At 68.1% G+C, this 23,783-nt stretch carries 19 protein-coding genes; 6 read left to right on the forward strand and 13 right to left on the reverse strand.

Translation table 11 applies throughout. The annotated features are described in order from the left end of the window. Window positions 1–94 precede the first annotated feature (94 nt). Genes RJ1_RS39425 through RJ1_RS39440 form a run of 4 tightly spaced genes read right to left on the reverse strand, consistent with a single transcriptional unit; the run spans window position 95 to window position 3,635 of the window. The gene (locus RJ1_RS39425; protein ID WP_073369035.1) at window positions 95–796 is read right to left on the reverse strand and encodes an ABC transporter permease; all 702 of its coding nucleotides are present in this window, start codon (window positions 794–796) and stop codon (window positions 95–97) included. Then, window positions 793–1,491, reverse strand: coding sequence for an ABC transporter permease (locus RJ1_RS39430; RefSeq protein WP_073369037.1), 699 nt, complete (start codon window positions 1,489–1,491; stop codon window positions 793–795). Before RJ1_RS39430 ends, RJ1_RS39425 begins: the two co-directional genes overlap by 4 nt. A gap of 4 nt (window positions 1,492–1,495) precedes the next feature. Continuing rightward, on the reverse strand, window positions 1,496–2,653 hold the full coding sequence (locus RJ1_RS39435; RefSeq protein WP_073369038.1) for an ABC transporter ATP-binding protein: 1,158 nt from the start codon (window positions 2,651–2,653) through the stop codon (window positions 1,496–1,498). A 10-nt stretch (window positions 2,654–2,663) separates the two neighbouring features. Then, window positions 2,664–3,635 (reverse strand): ABC transporter substrate-binding protein, encoded by a 972-nt coding sequence (locus tag RJ1_RS39440; protein WP_073369040.1) that lies wholly within the window; start codon window positions 3,633–3,635, stop codon window positions 2,664–2,666. Between the two features lie 143 nt (window positions 3,636–3,778). Here RJ1_RS39440 and RJ1_RS39445 point away from each other — a divergent pair, with 143 nt between their 5' ends. Beyond that, complete coding sequence (locus tag RJ1_RS39445; protein ID WP_073369042.1) at window positions 3,779–4,729, forward strand: ABC transporter substrate-binding protein; 951 nt, start codon at window positions 3,779–3,781, stop codon at window positions 4,727–4,729. Here the strand turns inward: RJ1_RS39445 and RJ1_RS39450 are convergent. From RJ1_RS39450 to RJ1_RS39460, 3 genes are read right to left on the reverse strand one after another with little or no spacing between them, the layout of a single operon-like run. Next, on the reverse strand, window positions 4,688–5,608 hold the full coding sequence (locus RJ1_RS39450) for an alpha/beta hydrolase (RefSeq protein ID WP_073369044.1): 921 nt from the start codon (window positions 5,606–5,608) through the stop codon (window positions 4,688–4,690). The genes RJ1_RS39445 and RJ1_RS39450 overlap by 42 nt on opposite strands. Window positions 5,609–5,615: 7 nt before the next feature. Then, window positions 5,616–6,446 (reverse strand): SDR family NAD(P)-dependent oxidoreductase, encoded by an 831-nt coding sequence (locus RJ1_RS39455; RefSeq protein ID WP_073369047.1) that lies wholly within the window; start codon window positions 6,444–6,446, stop codon window positions 5,616–5,618. Beyond that, window positions 6,443–8,044, reverse strand: coding sequence for a flavin-containing monooxygenase (locus RJ1_RS39460; RefSeq protein WP_073369049.1), 1,602 nt, complete (start codon window positions 8,042–8,044; stop codon window positions 6,443–6,445). Before RJ1_RS39460 ends, RJ1_RS39455 begins: the two co-directional genes overlap by 4 nt. Window positions 8,045–8,114: 70 nt before the next feature. Between RJ1_RS39460 and RJ1_RS39465 the strand changes: the two genes are divergently transcribed. Together RJ1_RS39465 and RJ1_RS39470 are read left to right on the forward strand one after the other, a co-directional pair. Beyond that, complete coding sequence (locus tag RJ1_RS39465) at window positions 8,115–8,753, forward strand: TetR/AcrR family transcriptional regulator (protein WP_073369051.1); 639 nt, start codon at window positions 8,115–8,117, stop codon at window positions 8,751–8,753. Between the two features lie 102 nt (window positions 8,754–8,855). After that, window positions 8,856–9,806 carry a hypothetical protein gene (locus RJ1_RS39470; protein ID WP_240319961.1) on the forward strand — a complete coding sequence of 317 codons (951 nt, stop codon included), beginning with the start codon at window positions 8,856–8,858 and terminating at the stop codon, window positions 9,804–9,806. Window positions 9,807–9,820: 14 nt separating this feature from the next. Here RJ1_RS39470 and RJ1_RS39475 read toward each other — a convergent pair whose 3' ends face one another. The 5 genes from RJ1_RS39475 to RJ1_RS39495 form a co-directional block, all read right to left on the reverse strand. Further along, a complete protein-coding gene (locus RJ1_RS39475; RefSeq protein WP_073369053.1) occupies window positions 9,821–10,537 on the reverse strand; it encodes an AAA family ATPase in 717 nt (238 codons plus the stop codon). A 39-nt stretch (window positions 10,538–10,576) separates the two neighbouring features. Then, window positions 10,577–14,350, reverse strand: a complete 3,774-nt coding sequence (locus RJ1_RS39480) for a multifunctional oxoglutarate decarboxylase/oxoglutarate dehydrogenase thiamine pyrophosphate-binding subunit/dihydrolipoyllysine-residue succinyltransferase subunit (RefSeq protein ID WP_073369055.1) — start codon at window positions 14,348–14,350, stop codon at window positions 10,577–10,579. Between the two features lie 111 nt (window positions 14,351–14,461). Beyond that, entirely contained in the window at window positions 14,462–18,337 is a 3,876-nt protein-coding gene (locus RJ1_RS39485) for an ABC transporter ATP-binding protein (protein WP_073369057.1), read from the reverse strand. 44 nt (window positions 18,338–18,381) lie between these two features. Beyond that, a complete protein-coding gene (locus tag RJ1_RS39490) occupies window positions 18,382–19,161 on the reverse strand; it encodes an ABC transporter permease (protein WP_073369059.1) in 780 nt (259 codons plus the stop codon). Next, the gene (locus RJ1_RS39495) at window positions 19,158–20,255 is read right to left on the reverse strand and encodes an ABC transporter ATP-binding protein (protein WP_073369069.1); all 1,098 of its coding nucleotides are present in this window, start codon (window positions 20,253–20,255) and stop codon (window positions 19,158–19,160) included. The genes RJ1_RS39490 and RJ1_RS39495 overlap by 4 nt, the downstream gene beginning before the upstream one ends. 128 nt (window positions 20,256–20,383) lie before the next feature. Between RJ1_RS39495 and gad the strand changes: the two genes are divergently transcribed. Beyond that, a complete protein-coding gene (gene gad, locus RJ1_RS39500; RefSeq protein WP_073369060.1) occupies window positions 20,384–21,769 on the forward strand; it encodes a glutamate decarboxylase in 1,386 nt (461 codons plus the stop codon). A 16-nt stretch (window positions 21,770–21,785) separates the two neighbouring features. Here the strand turns inward: gad and RJ1_RS39505 are convergent, their stop codons facing one another. Then, the gene (locus RJ1_RS39505; protein ID WP_073369062.1) at window positions 21,786–22,472 is read right to left on the reverse strand and encodes a hypothetical protein; all 687 of its coding nucleotides are present in this window, start codon (window positions 22,470–22,472) and stop codon (window positions 21,786–21,788) included. Between the two features lie 99 nt (window positions 22,473–22,571). Between RJ1_RS39505 and RJ1_RS39510 the strand changes: the two genes are divergently transcribed. Together RJ1_RS39510 and RJ1_RS39515 are read left to right on the forward strand one after the other, a co-directional pair. Further along, complete coding sequence (locus RJ1_RS39510) at window positions 22,572–23,426, forward strand: AraC family transcriptional regulator (protein WP_073369064.1); 855 nt, start codon at window positions 22,572–22,574, stop codon at window positions 23,424–23,426. 4 nt (window positions 23,427–23,430) lie between these two features. After that, on the forward strand, window positions 23,431–23,783 hold a 353-nt coding region (locus RJ1_RS39515), incomplete at its 3' end, for a VOC family protein (protein ID WP_073369065.1).

Here is a 23,783-nt window from a genome sequence, read left to right on the forward strand (position 1 = left end):
CGAGAATCCGTCGAACACCCCGGACCGGAGCCCGCACCAAGGTTCCGCGGACGGGGTGTTTGCCGTTCACCGAGTGTTCGAAAAGTGTTCGCCCTCAGGCGCGGCCGGTGATCTGCTCGGCACTCGGGTTGCGCCGCAGCCGGCCCGTCCCCGGAACGGACGCCCACACCGCGAGCGCGAGTAGACCGTCCACGACGAGCGCGAGAATCGTCACCAGAAGTGCGCCGACGAGAACTCGGTCGTACTGGCGCAGGGCCAGTCCGTCGAAGATGTAGCGGCCGAGTCCGCCGAGATTGACGTATGCGGCCACCGTTGCGGTCGCGATGATCTGCAGGGTGGCGTTACGTAGCCCGCCGAGCATGAGCGGCAGCGCATTCGGCGCTTCGACACGCGTGAGGACCTGCCATTCGGTCATGCCCATCGCACGGGCGGCGTCCACGACCGTCCGGTCGACGTTCGCGACGCCCGCGTACGTGCCCGCCAGCACGGGCGGAATTCCGAGGATCACCAGGGCCAGGATGGGCGGGATCAGACCCAGCCCGAGCAGGAGGACCAGGAAGGTCAGCAGACCCAGCGTCGGCAGCGAGCGCAGCGCGTTGACGAGACCGACGACGACCACCTCGCCCTTGCGTAGATGCCCGATGATCAGACCGATCGGCACCGCCACGACCGCGGAGAGCGACACCGCCAGGAAGCTGTACCAGAGGTGTTCGAGGATGCGGGCGCCGATTCCGGTGCTGCCCGACCAGTTTGCCGGGTCGACGATGTACTCCCACGCGCCGCCGAAGATGGTCATGAAGCCTCCTCAGCGGCGGGGACGGTCGACTGCCCCGCGACCAGCGGCGAGCGCCGGACCTTCTTCTGCCGGGTCCACGGCGTCGCCGCCCGGCCGATCAGGAACAGCAGCAGGTCGAATGCGAGGGCCAGCACGACGATCGCGATGATGCCCGCAAGTATCTGGTCCGGGTAGTCACGCTGATATCCCTGCGTGAACAGGGTGCCGAGACCGCCGATCCCGATCAGCGAACCCACCGACACCAGCGAGATGTTGGTCACCGCCACCACACGCACATTCGCGACGAGCACGGGGAGCGCGAGGGGCAGTTCGACGGTGAGGGCCCGCCTCAGGCGGGTGAAACCCATGGCGGTGGCGGAGTCGACGACATCGGCGGGAACCGAATCGAGGGCCTCGGGCACGGCGCGGATGAGCAGGGCGGTGGAGTAGATCGTCAGGGCGATCACCACATTGAGCGGATCCAGGATCTGCAATCCGACGACGGAGGGGATCGTCACGAACAGTGCCAGCGACGGGATCGTGAACGCGATACCGGCGGCGATCAGCGTGATCTTCCGCAACCAGGACGCTCCCCGGATCGCGGTTCCCACCGGGACGGCGATGAGCAACCCGATCAGCAGCGGAACCAGCGCGAGATACAGATGGGTCTTCGTCAGGTCGACGACGACCGAGAAATTGTCGATGAGCCACCGCATCGGATCACGGCCCGTCCGGGGTCGCCGGTTGGGCCGTGAAGTAGTGCTCACCCCTCGCGCGATCCTCTGCTGCCCGCTGCTCGGCCAGCTTCGCGATCACCTCGGAGCCGAGGATGCCACCCGAGACCGCACCGTCGGCGTCGACGGCCACCCCGATGCCCGACGGGGAGGAGATGGCCGCGTCCAGAGCCTGCCGCAGGTCGGAGCCCGGTGTGAACAACGATCCGCCCGCCGCCGTGCATTCGGAGACCGGGCGTCCGGCCCGCGCCCCCTCCACGCCGGTGACGTCGATCCACCCCCTCGGTCGGCCCGCGTCGGTGACGACCAGTACCCATTCGCCTTGTTCGAGCCGGAGACCGGGCAACTCCTTCTCGGTCGCGGTCCGGATCGTGTGCAGCGGAACTTCATCTGCGGTCCGGAACGACAACCCCCGGTAACCGCGGTCGCGTCCCACGAACGAGGCGACGAAATCGGTGGCCGGCGCCGACAGCACCGTGTCGGGTGCGTCGTACTGCTGCAACCGGCCGCCCGGCCCGAAGACCGCCACCCGGTCACCGAGTTTGACGGCCTCGTCGATGTCGTGGGTGACGAACACGATCGTCTTGCGTAACTCGGCCTGCAGGCGCTGCATCTCGGCCTGCAGGTCTTCGCGGACAACGGGATCGACGGCGCTGAACGGTTCGTCCATCAGCAGGATCGGCGGATCGGCGGCCAGCGCCCGCGCGACCCCGACACGCTGTTGCTGCCCGCCGGACAGCTGCCCGGGATAGCGGGACGCCAGCGCCGGGTCGAGACCCACCCGTTCGAGCACCGCCAACGCGGCCTTGCGGGCGGTGCGCCGGGAATCGCCGCGCAGCACCGGCACGGTCGCGACGTTGTCGACCACCGTGCGGTGCGGCAGCAGTCCTGCGCTCTGGATCACGTAGCCGATGCCGAGGCGAAGCTTCACCGCGTCGGTCCGGGCGATGTCGCGGCCGTCGACGGTGATCGTTCCCTCGGTGGGGGTGATCATCCGGTTGATCATCCGCATCGACGTGGTCTTGCCGCACCCGGACGGCCCGACGAAAACCGTGAACGATTCGGCGTCGATCTGCAGATCGAGGTGGTCGACCGCCGTCGTGCCGTCCGGGTATTGCTTGCTGACTCCCGAGAATGTGATCACCGCAGGCTCCTTACGAGACCGGCTTGTCGAGCCCCTGGTCCGTCACCCACTGCTTCGCTGCCGCCGCCGGTTCGGTTTTCGCGTCACCGGACACGGAATCATTGAGCGCGACAAGCTCTTCGGTGGTGAGCTTGGCCGACAGCGCGTCGAGCGCCCGGGTCAGCTTGTCGGAGGACTTGGTGGCACGCACCACCGGGACGACGTTCTGCGCCGCGAAATTGTTCTGCGGGTCCGCCAGCACCACGAAGCCGTTCTGCGCGATGGCCGGGGACGTCGTGAAGATGTCGGCGGCCGTGATCTGTCCCGACGCGAGGGCATCGACCGTCGCCGGCCCGCCGCCGTCGGCGATCGGAACGAAGTTGTCGGGCGTGATGTCGAGGCCGTACTTGGCCTTCAGGCCCGGCAGGCCACCGGGACGTTCCTGGAACTCGGCGGGCGCACCGAATTTCACCTCGGCCGAGTGCGCCGCGAGATCACCGATCGAGGTCAGGTTCCAGCGTTGCGCCGTCTCCTTGGTGACGACCACGGCGTCCTTGTCCTCGGCCGGGGCCGGGGTGGTGATCTTCAGCTCGGAACCGAGTGCGGCCGGAAGCGCCGCGTCCACGTCGGCGGCGCTCGTGGCCGTCGAATCCGGATCGAGATACTGCAGGAGGTTTCCCGTGTAGTCGGGGATGACGTCGATCGAGCCGTCCTTCAGTGCGGGAATGTAGGCCTCACGGCTGCCGATGTTGAACTTCGTGGTCACGTCGAACCCGTTGGCGCGGAGCACCTCGGTGTAGATGTTGGCGACGGTCTCGGATTCGGGGAAGTTCGCCGAGCCCACGATGATCGTGTTGGGGTCGTCCCCGGATCCCTCGCCGCCCGCGGACAGGGGATCGGATCCGCCACCACACGCTGCGAGCGACACGACGGCGGCCGTCGCGAGAGCAATACTGCCCACGGAGCGGCGGGTGAAGCCCGACAGAATTCTCGAGGTGCGCATGAGCGTCCTTCCCGTTGTCACCGGCGCCGGACCTGCCGACGGAAACCGGTGGACGCGTGTCCGCGCCATCGGTTGGCCAGTGTAACGATAGGGACGGACAGAGCACGGTTTTCGACCAGCTCGAGGCAAACGAAAGGCGCGACGTGGCACACACACGGACAGACGAATCGACCGGGCGCGGACCGCGCCCGGCAGCGTGGTCCCGGGCATCGATCACCGCGTCGGCCCTGCTCCTCCTCGCGGCGACGTCGGCTGCGTGCGGCGGCGGCGATACGACCCTCGACGGTTCGTCCGGCCGGGCGACGGGCGAGATCGTGGTGGGTGCCGGTGACGGTGCGGAGACCTCGATCCTGGCCGAGATCTATGCGGGTGCCCTGCGTTCGACGGGGGCATCCGTCACGACCGAGGAGGGGCTCGGTGACCGGACCGCGTATCTCGGGCAACTCGATGCCGGGAACGTCACGCTGGTGCCGGAGCTCACGGGCGGGCTGCTGCGGTACTACGATCCCGAATCGACGGAGACGGAGCAGGATGATGTTTTCGAGGCGTTGAGCAGGGCTCTGCCGCAGGGGCTTTCGATCTCCGACTACGCCGCCGCCGAGGACCGGTCGGCGCTGGCGGTGACGTCGCAGGCGTCCGGGCAGCTGAATCTCGCCACCCTGGACGACCTCGTGCCCGTGTGCGCCAGGAGTACCGCGGCGCTCGCCCCGAATTTCGATGCCGGCGCCCTTCCCGACCTGTCGGGGTGCACGTTCGCACAGACCCGGACGGTGGCCGACGACGCAGCGGCCGTCGGCGCACTCGCGGTCCCGGAATCCCCGGACGGCGCGGTCGAGGTGGCCGGAGTGACCACTGCGTCACCCGAGGTGGCAGACGCGGATCTGGTGTTGCTGGCGGACGACGAGCACGTGTTCACGGCGCAGAACGTAGTGCCGCTGTTCCGGATCGGAACGCTCGACGAAGCTCAGCTGAAGGCGTTGAACGTCGTGGCTGGTGAACTGACGACCGCGGACCTGGCCGACATGATCGGCCAGGTCCGCGATGGAGCCGGGTCAGCCGACGTGGCGCGCGTGTGGCTCGACGCCCATCTGTGAACCCAGGAACGCCCCGAGTTCGGCGACGGCGTCCGCGGCCTCACGAACCAGCGATGCCTGCAGATGCGCGACGTGCCAGAGGCGGGCGTACTCGGTGAGCGTGACGTCCACCTTCGACTCTTCGAGCTTGGCCACGAATTCCATGATCTGCGGGTAGAGCACCTCGTCCACCCCGACATGGATCAGCGTGGGCGGCAGCCCCGCCAGATTTCCGTGCAGCGGTGCGTAACCCGGGTCGTGCACGTCGCCGTTGCCCAGGTACTTCTCGGCCGCGTCGGTCGACCACGCCGTGTTGACCACGAGATCCCGGTCCCGGGAGGTGTCGCGGCGGCCCGGATCGACCCACGGCGAGATCAGCGCCAGCGCGGCCGGAGTCACGCCGTGCCGGTCGATGAGGCGCCGTGCGGTGGCGATCGTGAGGCCACCGCCCGCCGAATCACCCGCGACGGCGAGTTGGTCTGTCTCGTAGCCGTGTTCCGTGGTCAGCTCGAGGTACGCCGCCACCGCGTCCTCGAGTCCGGCCGGGAACGGATGTTCCGGAGCCAACCGGTAGTCGAGGGGGTAGACCACGCTGCCGGATTCCCTCGCGAGATGCGCAGCCAGCGAACGGTGCGTCGCGGGAGAACCGATCGTGTACGCCCCACCGTGCAGATACAGCACCGCCGTCCGGGGTTCGGTGGCTCCCACCGTGATTCGCTCCGCCGGTCGACCGGCCAGCACGGTCGGATGGACGACGGCACCCGCAGGCATCTGCTGCAACGGGGCACCGAGTTCGAGGATCGCCCTCTGGACCTTGTACGGAAGCCTTGCGTTGAGGCCGAGCCGGTAGAACGGCCGGAGAGCCGTCGCGACGACCGGCAGCGGCAGGTGGAAGGTCATCGGTACCTCAGTTCGACTTGGGAAGAACTCGTCCGGCGATGACAGCGACCACCCGCTGGTAGCCCGGCCCGACGAGCCGCACCCAGGCGTCGAGGAACTTGGCGTCGGCGCCGATCAGCACCCGCGGCCTGCCCTTGCGGACACCGCTCACGATGGTGTCGGCGGCCGCCTCCGGAGTGGTCCGGGCGAGCTTCTGGTCGAAGAACTGCGCGAACGTGTCCAGGTCTTCGCCCGGCCCGGCGGTGGCGTTGCGGGCGATGGCCGTCTTGATGCCACCGGGGTGCACGCACGTCACCTTGACGGGGTGCTTGGCGATCAGCATTTCCTGGCGCAGCGACTCGGTGAAACCGCGCACCGCGAACTTCGCCGAGTTGTATGCGCTCTGACCCGGCATGGACAGCAGACCGAAGAGGCTCGAGACATTCACGACGTGACCGTCGCCCGACGCGATGAGATGCGGCAGGAAGGCCTTGGTGCCGTTGACGACTCCCCAGAAGTCCACGTCCATGATCTTCTCGATGTCCTTGAACTCGGACTTCTCGAACTCACCGTGGTAGGCGATGCCCGCGTTGTTGTACACCTGATTGATCTTGCCGAAGTGGGCGCGCACCGCGTCTGCGTACGCGAGCACCGCCTCCCGCTCGGTGACGTCGAGGTGATCGGACTTGACCTCGGCGCCCAGCGCCTCGACCTGGCGCGCGGTCTCGGCGAGCCCGACCGTGTCCATGTCCGAGATCGCCAGCCGGGCACCCTTGCCCGCCAGGTTCAGGGCGAGCGCCCTGCCGATGCCGGAACCGGCGCCGGTGATCACGACTATCTTGCCTGCGAACTCGCTCACTGTGCTGTCACCTTGTCGTCGTCGAGGTCGATCTGTGCCGGGATGGCGGTGGAGCCTGCGGCGTTGCCGTTCACGTGTACCGGTGCGGGCAGGTCCACGGTGGCCACGCTGTCGTACGCGCCGAGGTCGAAACGCTTGGTCTCGTTGCGGAACTGGAACGTGAAGCCCGGCCACAGTGTCGTGTTGTTGCCGTGCTTGTCGAGGTACCAGCTCGCGCAACCACCGTTGTTCCAGACGCTGTGCGACAGCTTCTCCTGAAGGTCGGCGTTGTACCGGTCCTGAGCGTCCTGACGGACCTCGATCTTGCCGATGCCGTACTTGTCGAGCGTCTGCAGGGCGTCGACGAGGTAATTGAGCTGCGACTCGATCATGAAGACCATCGAGGTGTGGCCCAGACCCGTGTTGGGGCCCACGAGGAAGAACATGTTGGGGAAGTTCGCGATCGCGGCGCCCTTGTAGCCCTGCTGCCCGCCCTCGTCGAAGACCTCGGCGAGTGAGCGGCCGTCCTTGCCGAAGATGCCCTCGAACGTGGGGGAGTCGGTGACGTGGAAACCGGTGGCGACCACGATGGCGTCGACCTCCCGGACGGTGCCGTCCTTCGAGACGACCGAGTTGGCGGTGACCTCGGCGATGCCGTCGGTGACCAGGTCGACGTTGTCCTGCGCGAGTGTGGGGTAGTAGTTGTTCGAGATCAGCATGCGCTTGCAGCCGATCTGGAAGTTCGGCGTCACCTTCTTGCGCAGATCCTTGTCCTTGATCTGACGGCGCAGGTGGCGCTCGGCCGCGAGCTGCAGCGGCTTCATGAAGATCGGGGCCTTCGCGAGCCCGACGACCTGGCTCTCACGCATCCAGTAGATGCCGGTGCGGCACAGCTTCTGGAAGCCGGGAAGGTACTTGAACGCGGTGTGCTCGAGCGTGGTGTACTCGCGGTCCGCGCGGGGCAGGATCCACGGCGCGGTGCGCTGGTACACGTCGAGGTGCGACACCTTCTTGCCGATGGCCGGGACGATCTGGATGGCCGAGGCGCCGGTGCCGATGACGGCGACGCGCTTGCCCGTCAGGTCGGCGTCGTGGTTCCAGCGGGCGGAGTGGAAGATCTCGCCCTCGAAGCCTTCGATGCCCTTGATGTCGGGAAGGGACGGCTCGCACAGCGCGCCGACCGCGGAGACCACGACCTTCGCGACGAAGTTCCCCTTGGTGGTGCTGACCTCCCACCGAGTGGTCGCCTCGTTCCAGTGGGCCGACTGCACGTCACAGCCGAAGAGGTGCTTGTCGCGCACCTTGTACTTGTCGGCCACCGACTGGATGTACTTCTGGATCTCGGGCTGCGTCGAGAACGACCGCGTCCACTCCGGGTTCAGGGCGAACGAGTAGGAGTACAGATGTGAGGGAACGTCGCACGCCGCACCCGGGTAGGTGTTGTCTCGCCAGGTGCCGCCGACCTCGGTGCCGCGTTCGAGCACGAGGAAGTCGGTCTTGCCTGCCTGGGTCAGCTTGATCGCCGCTCCGAGGCCGGCGAACCCGCTGCCGATGATCAGCGTGTCGATGTGGCGGACACCCGCGGTGGGGTCGTAAGTATCTGTGACGGGGAGACTCATGTAGTAGAGAATAGGGCGCTATTGAGGGGCAGTCAATAGCCTATTGACCTTCGTTCAGTAGTCTTGTCTCATGGACGTTGTGAAGCGGACCCGTCTCAGCCCCGAACAGCGGCGCGCGCAATTGATCGACCTCGGTGCGAAGATGCTGGCGCAGCGACCCCTCGAACAGATCTCCGTCGAAGACATCGCAGATCAGGCCGGAGTCTCCCGTGGCCTGCTGTTCCACTACTTCGCCACCAAGCACGACTTCCACCTCGAGATCGTGCGGCACACCAGCAGCGAGATGCTCGCCCGCACCGCACCCGAGCCGTACGTCGGGGAAGCGCGGGATCCTATGCAGATCCTGCGCTCGGTGCTCGCGTCGTACGTCGACTACGTCAGCGAGAACCGCGGCACCTACGTCTCGCTCCTGCGGGGAACGGCGAGCGGCGACCCCGACATGCGGGCCGTCTTCGAGGAGACCCGCGCCGTCATGTCCGAACGGACCCTCGAACAACTTCCCGCGATCGGAATCGAACGCACCCGGGCGGTCGAACTCGCCGTCCGCGGCTGGATCGCCTACGTCGAGGAAGTCACCATCACCTGGCTGCGCGACCCGCACCTCACCCGCGACGAACTGATCGAACTCAACGTCCAGGCTCTCCCCGCGCTCGCCATCGCCGCAGCCCCCGAGATCGCCGCCGCGCTGCTCTCGGCCACCACCACCTGACCACCCCTAGTACTCGGGGAGACCCCTAGTACCCCCGGGTGAACCCGGTTTCGGTCCCCGGCGTGACGTGGGGAAGGGCTCGACGTTCCTAGCGTTCTCGTCATGACCGCACTCGACGTCCGCTCCCGCGTTCTCGCCTCCCGCCAGATGCCGCTGGCGGTGATGGTTGCCGCGATGTCCGCCCTCGCCCTGGTGTGCGCCGTCGGACTCGTCGTCGACGACCGGACCGTGCTCGGGGTGTCGGTGTGGCTCAAGCCGTTGAAGTTTGCGGTCTCCTTCGCACTCTACGGGGCCACCCTGGCCTGGATGCTGACCCTCCCGCACCGAGGCAGCAGGTGGACGCGGGCGATGGCGACGGTCTTCGCCGTCACCGGCATCGTCGACGTCGGATTCATCGCGGTGCAGGCCGCCCGCGGAACGTTCAGCCACTTCAACACGTCCGACGACGCCGTCAACACGATCGGGCAGTACGTGTTCATGACCGGCGTCCCCGGACTGTTCGTCGCCAACCTCGTGATCGCCCTGATCCTGCTGTTCCAGCGCGTCGGGGATCGGCCCCTCACCCGGGCCATCCATGCCGGGCTGCTCCTGGCGGTGGCCGGCATGGCACTCGGGTATCTGATGGGATTCCAGGGTCGGCAGACCACCACGGACGCGAGCGGGCGCGTCGTCGAACTCGCCGCGCGGCACAGCGTCGGCGTCACCGACGAGAATCCGGGACTGCCGCTCACCAACTGGAGTACGTCCGGCGGCGACCTCCGCATCCCGCACTTCGTCGGACTGCACGGGTTGCAGGTCATGCTGATCGGCGCCCTCGTCCTGGGTGTCCTCGCGACACGGGTTCCGTGGCTCCGCAGTGAGGGAACCCGCGCGGCCCTGACGGCAGTGGTCGCGCTCGCCTATGCCGGCCTGCTCGCGCTGCTCATCTGGCAGGCGTTCCGCGGTCAGCCGCTGATCCACCCCGACGCCCTGACCCTCGCTGCACTCGGTGGGCTCCTGGCGGCCACCGCACTCGCCGTCCGGGCGGTGAAGTCGCGGGCGGAGGCTGGGTAGTAGTCCGGGCCGCGCTACAGATGCCGCAGGAAGCGGTCGGGCCCGTCGAGAAACGATCGCCAATTGCGGACGAGATCCAGCCCGGTCCACTCGGGGTAGTCGATGCCCTCGTCGGTGAGTTCCCAGATCTCGGCGCCGGGCGCAGCGGCGAGCAGGGGAGAGTGCGTCGCCATGATCACCTGCGAACCCTCTTCGGCGAGATCCGCGATGACGCCGAGCAGCGCCAGGCAGGACTGGAACGACAGCGCCGCCTCCGGCTCGTCCAGGATCCACAACCCCACGCCGATCGGACGGTCGGCAACATACCGAAGGAACGACTGGCCGTGCGACAGCTGGTTGAACGATTGATCATCCGCGCGGGGACGTGACTCGTCGGCGGCGCCGAACAGCGCATGCATCGACTCGGCACGCAGAAAACACCCGCCGTACGGCCGCGGGCGGGCGCCGACACACGTCAGGTGAGTGCCGAGGTCCGCGTCCTCCGGGCTGGCCCCCGCCGACCACAACCGGTCCTGCGCGCCACGGAATCCGCCCTGCCAGGCCGCGGCGATCGACTCCACCAGAGTCGACTTGCCGACGCCGTTCTCACCCACGATCACCGTGACCGGCTGCTCGAAACACAGCCCGTCTGCGCGCAGCTCGGCCACCGCGGGGAGGTCCAGATACCACGAAGCCGGGTCGAATCCACTCCGTGGAGTGAACTCGACCCGGCTCAGTGGCAGCTCAGTCAATCAGACGCTCAGCCGAAGGCTTCGGCTGTTACACGCTCTTCAGCCGAAGGCTTCATCGATGATCTCCTGCTGCTCGACAGCGTGCACCTTGCTCGAACCCGAGGACGGTGCCGACATCGAACGACGCGAGATGCGCTTGATTCCGGACAGCTTGTCGGGCAGCAACTCGGGCAGAGCGAGACCGAAGAACGGCCACGCACCCTGGTTGGCCGGCTCCTCCTGAACCCACCGGAACTCGGTGGCGTTCGGGTAGCGGTCCAGCGTCTCGCGGAGACGGCGGCTCGGAACCGGGTACAGCTGCTCGATGCGGACGATCGCGATGTCCTCGCGGTTGTCCTTCTGCTTCTTCGCCAGCAGCTCCCAGTACAGCTTGCCGCTGACGAGGAGGACGCGGCGAACCTTGTCGCGTTCGCCGTCGCCCGTCTCGTACGTGGGCTCCTCGAACACCGAGCGGAACTTGCCGGTGGTGAAGTCCTCGACCTCGGAGACCGCGGCCTTGTTGCGCAGCATCGACTTCGGCGTGAACACCACCAGCGGGCGGCGGATTCCGTCGAGCGAGTGGCGGCGCAGCAGGTGGAAGTAGCTGGCCGGGGTGGACGGCACGGCCACGGTCATCGAGCCCTCGGCGCACAACTGCAGGAAGCGCTCGATACGGCCGGACGTGTGGTCGGGACCCTGGCCCTCGTGGCCGTGCGGCAGCAGCAGCACGACGTCGGAGAGCTGGCCCCACTTGGCCTCACCGGACGATATGAACTCGTCGATGATCGGCTGCGCACCGTTGACGAAGTCACCGAACTGCGCCTCCCACAGCACGAGCGCGTCCGGGTTGCCCACGGAGTAGCCGTACTCGAAGCCGACGGCGGCGAACTCGCTGAGCGCGGAGTCGTACACCAGGAACTTGCCCGGGTTGTCGCTGCCGAGGTTCTGCAGCGGGGTGTACTCGGCACCCGACTTGCGGTCGATGAGGACCGAGTGACGCTGCGTGAACGTGCCGCGCTTCGAATCCTGGCCGGACAGGCGGACCATCTTGCCCTGGTCGACCAGCGAACCGAACGCGAGCAGTTCTGCGAAGGCCCAGTCGATCTTGCCCTCGCGGGACATGTCGCGGCGCTTCTCGATGACCGGCTTGACGCGCGGGTGCACCGTGAAGCCGTCGGGTACGTCGACGAACGCGTCGCCGATCCGCTCGAGCACGGACGGGTCCACGGACGTCTTCAGCTTCGTGGGCAGCACCTGGTCGAGTTCGACCGACTCACTGGGCTCCGGCGTGTACTTCTCGAGCTCGCGAACCTCGTTGAACACCCGTTCCAGCTGTCCCTGGTAGTCGCGCAGTGCGTCTTCGGCTTCCTTCAGCGAGATGTCGCCGCGGCCGATCAGGGATTCGGTGTAGCTCTTACGAACGCTGCGCTTGGTGTCGATCACGTCGTACATCGCCGGCTGCGTCATCGACGGGTCGTCGCCCTCGTTGTGACCGCGACGGCGGTAGCAGATCATGTCGATGACGACGTCCTTCTGGAACTTCTCCCGGAAGTCGACGGCCAGCTGGGCGACCCAGACGCAGGCCTCGGGGTCGTCGCCGTTCACGTGGAAGATCGGCGCGCCGATCATCTTCGCGACGTCGGTGCAGTACTCGGACGAACGCGAGTGCTCCGGGGCGGTGGTGAAACCGACCTGGTTGTTGACCACGATGTGCACGGTGCCGCCGGTGCGGTATCCGCGCAGCAGCGCCAGGTTCAACGTCTCGGCCACGACACCCTGACCGGCGAACGCGGCGTCGCCGTGCAGCATGAGCGGCAGGACGGTGAAGCCGTCCTCGCCCTTGTCGAGGATGTCCTGCTTGGCGCGAACCAGGCCCTCGAGGACCGGGTCGACCGCCTCGAGGTGCGACGGGTTGGCCGTGAGCGACACGGTGATGTCGTTGTCGCCGAACATCTGGATGTACGTGCCCTCGGCGCCGAGGTGGTACTTCACGTCGCCGGAGCCGTGCGCGGCCGCCGGGTTCATGTTGCCCTCGAACTCCGTGAAGATCTTCGAGTACGGCTTGCCGACGATGTTCGCGAGAACGTTGAGGCGACCGCGGTGCGGCATGCCGATGACGACCTCGTCGAGCTGGTGCTCGGCGGCCTGGTCGATGACGGCGTCCATCATCGGGATGACGGACTCGGCGCCCTCGAGGGAGAACCGCTTCTGACCGACGTACTTGGTCTGCAGGAACGTCTCGAAGGCCTCGGCGGCGTTGAGCTTGCTCAGGATGTACTTCTGCTGAGCGACCGTCGGCTTGACGTGGTGCGCCTCGACCCGGTCCTGCAGCCACTGCTGCTGCTCCGGCTCCAGGATGTGCGTGTACTCGACACCGACGTGGCGGCAGTACGCGTCGCGCAGCACGCTGAGCACGTCGCGCAGCTTCATCTTCTCCTGGCCGTGGAAGCCGCCGACCTTGAACTCACGGTCGAGGTCCCACAGGGTCAGGTCGTGTGTCCGGACGTCCAGGTCCGGGTGGCTGCGGAACTTGTCCTTGACGAACTGCAGCGGATCCGTGTCGGCCATCAGGTGACCGCGGTTGCGGTACGCGGCGATCAGCTCGAGAACACGGGTGTTCTTGTCGACGGCGCCTTCGGGCACGTCCTTGCGCCAGCGCACCGGCTCGTAGGGGATGTGCAGCGCGTGGAAGATCTCGTCGTAGAACTCGTCGCTGATCAGCAGGTTGTGGATGGTCCGGAGGAAGTCACCGGACTCGGCACCCTGGATGATGCGGTGGTCGTACGTCGAGGTGAGCGTCATGAGCTTGCCGACGCCGATCTCGGCGAGGCGTTCGTCGCTCGCGCCCTGGAACTCGGCGGGGTACTCCATCGCGCCGGCACCGATGATGGCGCCCTGGCCGTTCATCAGTCGCGGCACGGAGTGCACGGTGCCGATGCCGCCGGGGTTGGTCAGCGAGATCGTGACACCCGAGAAGTCCTCGGCGGTGAGCTTGCCGTCACGCGCACGCCGGACGATGTCCTCGTACGCGCTGTAGAACTGCGTGAAGTTGTGGGTGTCGGTGTTCTTGATCGCGGCGACGACGAGGGACCGGCTGCCGTCCTTGCCCGGCAGGTCGATGGCCAGGCCGAGGTTGGTGTGTGCGGGGGTGACCGCGTTGGGCTTGCCGTCGATCTCGGCGAAGTGCCGGTTCATGTTCGGGAACGCCTTGACCGCCTGCACGATCGCGTAACCGAGGAGGTGCGTGAACGAGATCTTGCCGCCCCGGGTACGGGCGAGGTGGTTGTTGATGACGATCCGGTTGTCGAACATCAGCTTCGCAGGGATGGCGCGAACGCTGGTGGCGGTCGGAATGGCCAGCGAGGCCGACATGTTCTTGGCGACGGCAGCAGCTGCGCCGCGCAGAACCTTCGACTCGTCGGCGGCCGGAGCGGGAGCGGGCGCCTTGGCGTCCTTTGCAGCTACGTCCTTTGCGGGTGCGGCCTTCTTGGGGGCCTCGGTCTTCGGGGCGGCCGCCTTCGGCGCACCGTTGGGTGCGGTCTTCGGCGCGGCACCGTTGGCCGTCTTGGTCTGAGGCTGGGATGCGGTCTTGGACTCGGAAACCGGAGGGGTCGAAGTCTTGGCGGGGGGAGCGGCAGCAGGTGCGGCGGTGGTGGTGCCGTTCGTGCCGTGTCCGTTGGCTGCGCCTGCCTTGGCGGCGGCGTCGGGAGAGTAATCCGTCAGGAATTCGTGCCAACTCGCGTCCACGGACGACGGATCGTCCTGGAAACGCTGGTACATTTCGTCAACCAACCACTGGTTCTGTCCGAACTGGGATGTAGAGCTGCTGCTCACGGCAGGTGTTCGCCTCGTTTCTATTTCGGTACCCGATCAGAGCGCCTATATACATGAGACTAGCCCTCGCGTGTGACGTGTAGATCGCCAGGCCCGCACGTGTGAGCTGTCTCACGGCCAACCGATGGGGTCACCATCGATGACGGTTCTCGCCCCGCGATTATTCCCCGCCCCGGTCTCCGCCGCATCCCACAGTCCCGAATAGTGGCCACCGGCATAGCGCAGAGTGGCGTGCGAACCGGTCTCGACCACCCGCCCCCTGTCGATGACGAGGATCACATCTGCGCGGGCAGCGGTGGCCAGACGGTGGGCCACGACCACCGACGTGCGGGTGCGTGTCACGCGGCTGCTCGCCTCGAGAACTACCTGCTCGGTGGCCGGATCGAGCGTCGCGGTCGCTTCGTCGAGCAGCAGCAGGTCGGGGTCGACCAGCTCGGCCCGGGCGAGCGCGATCAGCTGCCGCTGACCCGCCGACAGCCCCTGCCCGCGCTCGCCGATAGGGTGATGCATCCCACCCCGCAATTCGGCGATGGTGCCCAGGGCGCCGACCGCGCGGGCGGCGTCCTCGATCTCCGCGCGGCTCGCGTCGGGGCGGCCGTAGGCGATGTTGGTGGCGACGGTCCCGGTGAACAGGTGAGCTTCCTGGGGGACCACGCCGAGCCGCCCGCGGTACTCGCCGAGCGGGTACCGGCGGAGGTCCACGTCGTCGACGAGCACCGCGCCGGACGTCGGGTCGTAGAAGCGGGCGAGCAGCTTGACGATGGTCGACTTGCCGGCGCCGGTCTTGCCGACGAGGGCGACGGTGGTGCCCGCGGGGATGTGCAGGTCGATGTCGGTCAGGGCGTCGCTGTCCGCACCCTGGTACCGGAACCCGACGTCGCGCAGGCACAGCTCTCCGCGCAGGTGCCCGTCGATCGGCCGCAGGTCGTCGCGGGAGGTGGCCCGCTCGATGGAACTGGGCGTGCGGAGCAGGTCGCCGATTCGTTGCAGACCCACACTGGCCTGCTGGTATCCGTCGAACACCTGGGACAGCTGCTGGATGGGCCCGAACAGCAGCCCGAGGTACAGCACGAAGGCGACGAGCGTTCCGGTGGTCGTGTCGCCGCCCGCGACCTGCCGGGCACCGACGAACACCACGGCGGCCAGGGCGAGGTCCGACAGGAACGCGATGAACGGGAAGTACACCGAGATCGCCCGCTGCGACCGCATCCGGCTGCGCCGGTAGCTGTCCGCGCGTTCGGCGAACCGGCGGGCGGCGAACTCCTCGCGCCGGTAGGCCTGGGCGGCCCGCAGCCCGGCGATGTTCTCCTGGAAGTCGGCGTTGACGAGGGAGATCCGCTCGCGCGAGACGGTGTACGCCACCGAGGAGATCCGGCGGAAGATCAGTGTCGCGACGAAGAGCGGCGGGATGACGGCGAGCGCCACCAGCGCGAGCGTGACCTCGGTGGCGACGAGGGCGACGGAGATGCCGACGACGGTCAGCACGCTCACCACGGCGGTCGACATTCCCGTCTGGATGAACGACGACAACGCGTCGACGTCGGTGGTCATCCGGGTCATGATCCGGCCGGACAGCTCGCGCTCGTAGTAGTCGAGGCCGAGCCGCTGCAGGTGGGCATAGCTGCGTACCCGCAATCCGAACAGGACCCGCTCTCCCGCGCGGGCGGTGATCACCGTCATCAGGGCCACGACGAGCCAGTCGGCCGCCACGAGCAGGACGCCCACCCCCGCCGCGGTCCACAGGGTCGCGGAGTCGTGGGGGACGACGCCGTGGTCGATCGCGTACCGGACGATGGAGGGGAACGCGATCCCGGCCAGCGAATCGAGCGCGAGGCAGAAGACGACGGCGACGAGGAGGGCGCGGACCGGTCGCAGGATCCGCGACAACCGGAAGTCGGGCTCGGGTAGCCGCAGGTTCCGGGTCTCGATTCCCGGGCTGTCGACGGCGGGTGGAAGTGCGTCGACGGCCTGCTGGAGTTCCGGCGTGGCGGCCACGTTGCCCAGCGCGCCCGCCATCGGTCCGCCGGCGGCACGGCCGCCGCCCGCTCCGAGAGCCGGAGTGCGACCGGACGAGGCGGATCCGGCGGGCACGTCCCAGTCCTCGTCGTCTTCCGGCCACAGCTCCGATTCGAGCGGTATGCGCTGGTACGGCATCGGGTCGGCCGGTGCGGGAACGCTCACGTCGATGGGGCCCGAGTTCTCGGCGGAGGCGAACAACGCGCGGAAGAGGGCGCACCGTTCGTCGAGTTCGGACACCGTGCCGGAATCGATGATCCGTCCGCCGTCGAGAACCGCGACGCGGTCGGCCAGTGACAACGTGGAGCGGCGATGCGCGAGGATCAGCGCAGTCCGCCCCCGGTTCGCCCGCAGCGCCTCGAAGATCGACGCCTCGGTGGTGGCGTCGACGGCGGAGGTCGCGTCGTCGAGGATCAGCACCCGCGGATCGGTGAGGAGCGCGCGCGCCAGCGCGATCCGCTGCCGCTGCCCGCCGGAGAGGGTGAGGCCGCGTTCGCCGACCACGGTGTCGTAGCCGTCCGGCAACGCGGACACGAATTCGTCGGCCGCGGCCATGGCGGCCGCGGCCCGGATCTCCTCGGCGCTGGCGTCGGGCCGGCCGAGCGCGATGTTGGCCGCGATGGTGTCGGAGAACAGGAACGGTTCGTCGAACACGAGGCCGACGGCCTCTCGCAACTGCTCGGCGGTCAACTGGGAGACGTCGAACGACTCGCCCCCGGAAGTGAGGGACACGGCGCCCGACGACGGGGCGTAGAAGCGGGGGAGCAGCAGCGACAGCGCGGTCTTTCCGGAGCCGGCCATCCCGACCACCGCGACCGTCTCGCCGGGTGCGATGCGGAGGTCGAGTCCGCGGAGGATGGGCCGGTCCGGCTCGAATCCGAACGTGACCGAGCGGAGGTCCACGCCAAGGGGCCCACCGGGCAGGGCGATGGGATGCGCCGGGTCCGCGACTTCCGGTTCGGCGTCGATCACCTCGTAGACACGCTCGACGGCCGCCCGCGACAGCTGGGCCATGATCACGACGGACGACAGTGTGCGGGTGACGCCGGTCATCGTGGCGACGTAGGTGGCGAACGCGAGGAACGTGCCGATCGTGATGGCGCCGTGCAGGGCCAGGTAGCCGCCGAGCGCGATGACGCCGACGAGTCCGAGCTGGGGCAGTGCCGCCATCGTCGGGGCGAAGCGCGAGTTGATCCGCGCGGCGCGCAGTCGTTCGGCGTAGAGCGTCCGGCTGTGATCCTCGAGCTGGTCGACGGCGCGGCGCTCCTGGCCGAACCCCTTGACGACGCGGACGCCCGTGACGGTCTCCTCGACGTGCTGCGCGAGGTCGGCCGCCCGTTGCTGCGCCGACCAGGTGGCCGCGAACAGTCTCGGTCTCATCGTGTACACGACGAGGCAGACGGCGGGGACGATCACGAGCGCGACGACGGTGAGCAGCGGCGACAGCCAGGCCATGATGCCGAGCGCGAGGACGAACTGGAGAAGCGCGCCCGCCGACAGCGGGACCATGGCGAGCAGTCCCTGCACCAACTGGAGGTCGGTGATGGACCGGGACACCACCTGGCCGGTGCGGATCTGATCCTGCCCCCGCCCGTCGAGCCGTTGGAGGGCGCCCAGCAGGCCGAGTCGCAGATCGTGCTGGACGTCGAGCGACAGCTTGCCGGCGAGCATCCGGCGCCCGAACTGGCAGCCGAACCGCACACACGCGAGCAGTGCGATGAGCAGCGCGGCGGTGCCGATCACCTGCGTGGCGCTACCCGATCCCGCCGCGTCGACCGCGTACTTGGTGAGGAGGGGGAACGAGATGTCGATCCCGGCGGCGACGACCGTCACGGCGAGTGCCCCGAGCGCGACGCGGCGGTGGGCCCAGCATTCACCGCTCAGCCGTCTAATCCAGCCCGGCCGTGCCTGATCCTGCTCCAGCGTCTGCTCCCGTTCGATCACCGAACCGGACGCACTCTCACTTACCACTGGATCCACGTTAGCGCCGGGCACCGACAGGTCGGTGCCCGGCGTCAGGTGATGTCGCGCTGCCGGGTGAGCGCCCAGCCGCCGGCGACGAAGACGGCGGTCCACACGAGCAGGGCGAGGGGAGCGGTGGGCCAGAGGGGCAGCCAGTCGATCTCGTTGCCCGCGGCGGCGTTGGCGACCGTCCCGAGGGTGGCCGACATCGGGAGGATGCCGCCGACGGAGCCGAGGCCGATCCCGCCGAGGATCGAGCGGAGGATCATCTCGCCGAGGGTGTACCAGACCACGAGGGCGATGCAGCTTCCCACGGACGAGCCGGTGAGCATCGACACGCCGCCGCCGAGCAGCGACCACAGCGTCGCGCAGATCAGAGCCGCCCCGAGCATGGCGAACAGGGATCCGCGCACGGCGAAGCTCCCGCCGCCGAACGTGAGCAGCAGGGCGACGCTGACGACCTCCACCACGAGGCAGTAGAAGAAACCGAAGCCTGCGGTGACGCCGAGCTTGGCGCCGATCACCCCGTCCCGGCCACGCGCGGTGAGGAACGTGGTGGTCAGGGTCTTGTAGCGGAATTCCGTTCCCACGTTCACCGCCCCGAACAGAGCGGCGAAGAGGATGACGAAGGCGAGAGCGACCGCCAGCCCGAACAGGGTGGCGGCGAGGTTGGCATCACTCGGGTCGGCCTCGAACGCGTCGGTGAACGCGCGCATCACGGGAAGGGTGATCGCACTCGAGAACATCCCGACGACCAACGGGGCGAGACCGAGCATCCACCAGAACCGCAGCGTGGTGACCTTGCGGAATTCCGTGGTGAGAAGGGCTGTCATCGCGGACCTCCGGACGTCGGACCGTGCTGGGGATGTGAGGGTGGCGGACCGTATCCCGGCGGCGGGGCGTACCCGGGCGGCGGGCCGTAGCCCGCCTGCTGTGGGTACCCGGGCGGCAGTGCGTACGTCTGCGGTGGGCCGTAGCCCCACGGCGCGGCGGGGCTCGCTCCGGCCACGTACTGGCCCGCGGTCATCGACAGGAACAGCTGCTCGAGGTCGATGTCGTCGCCGACCGCCCCGAAGATCGTGACCCCGGCTGCTGCGGCGACGGACTGCACGACCTCGAGGGACGCGCCGACGACGGCGAGGCGCCCGTCCGCCAGCGACCGGGCGTCGACGATGCCCCGGGCGGCCAGTGCGGTCGCGAGCGCCGGCGGGTTCGAGGACGCCACCAGCAGCCGGCTCTGCTGCGACTTGCGCAGTTCCTCCATGCGGCCCTGATAGACGAGGGAACCGCGGCTGACGATCACGAGATTGTCGACGGTCTGCTCCACCTCACGCAGGATGTGGCTCGAGATCAGAACGGTCCGGCCGGACGCGGCGAAGCCTTTGAGGAACTCGCGCAGCCACGCGATGCCTTCGGGGTCGAGTCCGTTGGCCGGTTCGTCGAGGATCAGGATCCGCGGATCACCCAGCAGCGCGGTCGCCAGCGACAGCCGCTGGCGCATGCCGAGGGAGAAGCCGCCCGCCTTGCGTCCGGCGACGTCCTCGAGCCCGACGAGCGCGAGCACCTGCAGTGCGCGCGCATCCGGAACGCGGATCGCGGACGCGTACACCTTCAGGTGGTCGAGGGCGGTGCGGTTGGGGTGCAGGCTCTGGGAGTCGAGAACGGCGCCGACCGTGCGCGCGGGGTCGGCCAGGAGGCGAATCGGGACTCCGGCGACCGTGGCGGCGCCGGCCGTCGGCCGGACCAGACCGAGGATCATCCGCAGTGTCGTGGTCTTGCCCGACCCGTTGGGTCCGAGAAATCCGGTGATCGATCCCTGCGGAACGGTGAAGCTGAGGTCCGAGACCGCGTCGACGTTCTTGAAGCGTTTCGACAGCCCTCGCACCTCGATCGGCTCCGCGAAACTTCCCGGGATTGCTGTGGTCAACCCGTCCTCCCCTGCCACAATCGAATGGAACTGTTTCGACCCTACTGGGCTGCCATGACGAGATTCACCAACTGACGTACAGGGCGTCTGCGACGGCGCATGCTGAAACCAATCGATTGGGGACATACATGAGCAAGCACCACCATCATCACCATCGCGACATCCTTGCTCCGGCCTACACGGGACGCCTGTCGATCGATCCGTTTCCCGCGCTGCGCCTGCCGGACGAGGAAACCGATCCGGAGGCCACGTACCGGTTCATCCACGACGAGTTGATGCTCGACGGCAGTTCGCGGCTGAACCTGGCGACGTTCGTCACCACCTGGATGGATCCCGAGGCCGACAAGCTGATGGCCGAGACGTTCGACAAGAACATGATCGACAAGGACGAGTATCCGGCGACGGCGGCGATCGAGTCGCGGTGCGTGTCGATGGTGGCCGACCTCTTCCACGCCCCGCACCTGTCGACCACCGACCCGGCCAGCGCCACCGGTGTGTCGACGATCGGTTCGAGTGAGGCCGTGATGCTCGGCGGTCTCGCCCTCAAGTGGCGGTGGCGGGCGAAGCGGGAGGCGGCCGGGAAGGACACGGCGCGACCGAATCTGGTGCTCGGCAGCAACGTGCAGGTGGTGTGGGAGAAGTTCTGCCGGTACTTCGACGTCGAACCCAAGTACCTGCCGATGGAGAAGGGCCGCTACGTCGTCACACCCGAGCAGGTGCGTGACGCGGTGGACGAGAACACCATCGGAGCGGTCGTCATCGTCGGCACCACCTATACCGGGGAACTCGAACCGGTGGCCGAGATCGCGGATGCGCTCGACGACCTCGCCGCGTCCGGTGGTCCCGATGTCCCGATCCACGTCGACGCGGCCAGTGGTGGTTTCGTCGTTCCCTTCCTGTATCCGGACTTGTTGTGGGACTTCCGGGTTCCGCGGGTGGCGTCGATCAATGTCAGCGGTCACAAATACGGGCTGACGTATCCGGGAATCGGATTCGTGGTGTGGCGCGACCCCGAGTACCTTCCCGAGGGGCTGGTGTTCCGGGTCAACTACCTGGGCGGCGACATGCCGACGTTCACACTGAACTTCTCGCGGCCGGGCAATCAGGTGGTGGGCCAGTACTACAACTTCCTGCGACTCGGGCGGGCCGGCTACAAGTCGATCATGGAGACGTTGCGCGACACCGCCGTTCGCGTGGGCAAGCGCGTCGGGGAGCTCGAGTACTTCACCCTGATCACGGACGGCACCGACATTCCGGTGGTCGCGTTCGAAATGGCGGGCGACCCCGGGTTCACGGTCTTCGACGTGTCACACGAGTTGCGGGCGCGGGGGTGGCAGGTGCCCGCGTACACCATGCCCGCCGACGCCGAGGACGTCGCGGTGTTGCGCATCGTCGTGCGCGAGGGTTTCAGTGCCGACCTCGGAAGCCTCCTCGCGGAGGCGATCGAGGAAGTGTGCGCCGAACTCCGCGAGAAGGGCGGCGGGCATACGACGGCGCAGCACTTCGCCCACTAGTTGGGGATGTCCCGGGTCACGCCTCGATCGCGCGGAGCTCGTCCGGCCAGCGGGCCGGGGCGGTCCCGAACGCCTCGCGCGCGTTCTTGATCACGCCCTTGCCGATCGCCCGGTTGCCGGCGCCGCCGATGGCCGCGCCGATGCCGGCGGGCACGAGTTTCCCGAGGATCAGCGCGCTGCGGCGGGCTGCGTACTTGGTGATGAACTTGCGCACGAGGGTGCTGTTCATGCCCTTCATCGTGGGGCCGGGGAGGCGGCTGGTGATCGCGGTCGCCCAGTTTTTCGCGGTCACGCCGGTCGCCTTCTGGACGATCTCCATGCCGGATTCGCCGAGAGCCACCGACAGGACGAGGGCACGCCGTTGCTGATGATCGGCGGCGGAGATGCCGTGCACCGACGCGACGGCCAGGGTCAGCAGCGCCGCCGCTTCCAGGAAGAATGCGGATTCGGCGCCCACCGCCGCGATGGACGCGACGGTGCCGACGCCGGGAATGGCGGCCGTGGCGCCGACTGCGCTGCCGCTGCCCGTCACGGCCAGCAGGAACATCTTCTCCATGCGCTCGACGATCTGCGCGGGCGACTCGCCGGGGTGCGAGCGCCGGACCCATTCGACGTATTTGGCCACTGCGGGAGCCTGGAGGCGACTTCCGTTGTCGAGGACCGAGACCAGTACCTTCTCCACCGGTCCACCATTGCCAGCCATCGGGGCTCCCGTCTCGCCGTCTGCTTCGAGTGTGCTGGCACCGACTGTAGGTGAGTGAACGCTGTGGCCGGTGTCGGCACCGTTGCCTAGGCTGGTTCCGTGAGCGTGGTCGACAGCGATACCGCCGTGTCGTCCGGGGCCTTCCGGCGCCCGGCGGCACCGCTCCGCGCGCTGGTGACCGGGTACGACGGTTATCGGCTGGCCGGGTTCGAGCCCGGCATCCACCTCGGTCTGCCGTCGCCCTGGCTCACGGTCATCCTGACGATCGACGAGCCGCTCGACATCGCCGCGCAGGCGGAACCGGAGCAGGCGCCCGGTCGCTACGACACGCTGGCCAGCGGCATCGCCACGTCGCCGGTGACGATCCGGCACGACGGCAACCAGCACGGCGTCCAGCTCGCGCTCAGCCCGCTCGGCGCCAGGGCGCTGCTGGGGGTGCCCACCGCAGCGCTCGGCGCGTGGGTGGTCGGACTCGATGAACTGCTCGGCCCCGACGCGGGTGAACTGACCGAACGGCTGTCCCTCGAATCCGGGTGGCAGGAGCGGTTCGCGATCCTCGACGAGGTCCTGACGCGCTGTGTCGCGCCGGCGGAGATCGACCCGCATCTCGCCCGGGCCTGGGGTCTGCTCGTCGCCGGCAGCGGCGCCCGGGTCGGCGACGTCGCGCGCGACGTCGGCTGGAGCAGAAGGCATTTGGTGAACAAGTTCGTGGCGGAATACGGCGTCACGCCCAAGGACGTGGTGCGGCTGTCGCGATTCCATCGTTCGCACCGGATGCTGAAGAGTGCCGCCGGGGCGACGCTCGCCGACGTGTCGGCGGTGTGCGGCTACTACGACCAGGCCCACATGGCGCGGGACTGGCGCGACCTGGCCGGAGTCGCGCCGTCGCGGTGGCGCGAGAGCGATCCGTTCTCATTCGTCCAAGACCCCGGCCGCGACGACGGAGCAGAGTGAAGGCATGACTACTTCGACGAACACCACATGTGTATGGCCCACCCTCGTCTACCGCGATGCGCGCGCCGCGATCCGCTTCCTCGTCGACGCGTTCGGATTCGACGAGAAGGCGGTGTACGGCGAGGACGAACGGGTCGATCACGCCGAACTCGGCTGGCCGAAGGGCGGCGGGATCATGCTCGGCTCGCCCCGTGAGGACTCGGTCATCAGCGACCTGCCGCCCGGGACGGGCTCGGTGTACCTCGTCGTCGACGACCCCGACGCGCTCCACGAGCGCGCCGTCGCCGCCGGCGCCACGATCGTGCGCGGACTGCGGGACGAGGACTACGGATCGCGCGGATTCACCTGTCGCGACCC

The sequence above is a fragment of the Rhodococcus jostii NBRC 16295 genome (genome assembly GCF_001894825.1).
Lineage (GTDB): Bacteria > Actinomycetota > Actinomycetes > Mycobacteriales > Mycobacteriaceae > Rhodococcus_F > Rhodococcus_F jostii.